General features: G+C 54.4%; 1 protein-coding gene. It reads right to left on the reverse strand.

The features are described 5' to 3' along the window. Positions 1–1,461 (reverse strand): dihydropteroate synthase (locus AC3DOM_RS14985; RefSeq protein WP_487919852.1); only part of this gene is annotated, 1,461 nt, incomplete at both ends.

Genomic DNA, 1,461 nt, shown 5'->3' on the forward strand with positions numbered 1-1,461 from the left:
CCAGCTTGCGCGGGTTGACGATGGACAATCCGCCAATGCAGGCGCTCAGCGAGGGTCATCCCCTCGGTGGGGTTGGCCTGAGCTGAATCAGCCGTAGATTCTCGTCCATCGAAATATTCGATCACCCGTTGGAGGGCGTCGGGGCGGTTGTTAAAGATCAGATCTTCAGCCAGCTCACGCTCTTCGGCAGGGATCTCCGAATAAGGCGGCGTATGCGCCGGGTTGATGATCGCCATATCCATCCCTGCCTTAACACAGTGATAGAGGAAAACGCTGTTGATCACCGGGCGGGCAGCTTTGCTCAGCCCAAAGGAGACATTGCTCACACCCAGGGAAGTGAAAACACCGGGATATTCAGCCTTGATCAGCTTGATCCCTTCAATGGTATCTTTTGCTGAATCAATATATTCCGCTTCACCAGTGGCGAGGGTAAAGGTCAGGACGTCAAAGACCAGATCGCTGGGCTGCAACCCATGGTCATTGATCGCAATATCATAAATTCGCTTGGCTACTTCCAGCTTGTGTTCGGCGGTTTTCGCCATGCCCTCTTCATCAATGGTCAGGACTAAAACCGCTGCATTATGCTTCTTGGCGAGGCCGAAGATCTTATCGGCTTTTTCTCGGCCACTTTCGAGATGTGTGGAATTGATCAGTGAGCGTCCGGGTGCGACCTTTAATCCTGCTTCCATGGCCTCCGGGTCGGTGGTATCAAAGGCCAAAGGCACGTCAATCCCTGCCGTGACCAATTTCCGGACGACGGTACGCATCAGCCCGGCTTCGTTGTCGTTTTCGGTGACGGCAACAGAGATATCGAGGGCATGGGCACCGCTATCAACCTGGCCGCGCGCGATTTCAAGGATGGCATCCCAATCTTCGGCAAGAAGCAAGCGCTTGAATTTACGGCTGCCCTGGGCATTGCAACGTTCACCGATCAGCAAGGGCGCGGGCTCTTGACGCATGTTAAATGATCGGATCCCGGAAGCAAGCCGAGGCGTAGAGTGACTCGGGCGCGTTGGAGATTTATTATCGTTTAATTTATCGACCAGCAGTTTAAGATGTTCTGGGGTCGTCCCACAGCATCCGCCCACTACCGAAATATTATTTTTCTCGACGAATTCGATCATCGCATTTGCAAAGGGTTCCGGCTCAAGGGGGTAGACGGCCTCGCCATCGACGTTGAGCGGGAGCCCTGCGTTGGGGATGCAGGATACCGGCAGAGGGGCATTTTCCCCGAGAAAGGCGATTGGTTCGCGCATATGCTCGGGGCCGGTAGAGCAATTCATCCCGATCACATCAATCGGCAAACCTTCGAGGATGGCGAGGGCAGCAGCGATATCGGTTCCGAAAAGCATCCGGCCAGTAGTATCGAGGGTAATTTGTGCCTGGAGGGGGATGCTAATTCCCGTCTCTTCAAAGGCTGTTTGGATGCCTGTGATGGCGGCCTTGACCTCGAGAATATCC

Source organism: Candidatus Desulfolinea nitratireducens (assembly GCF_982879505.1).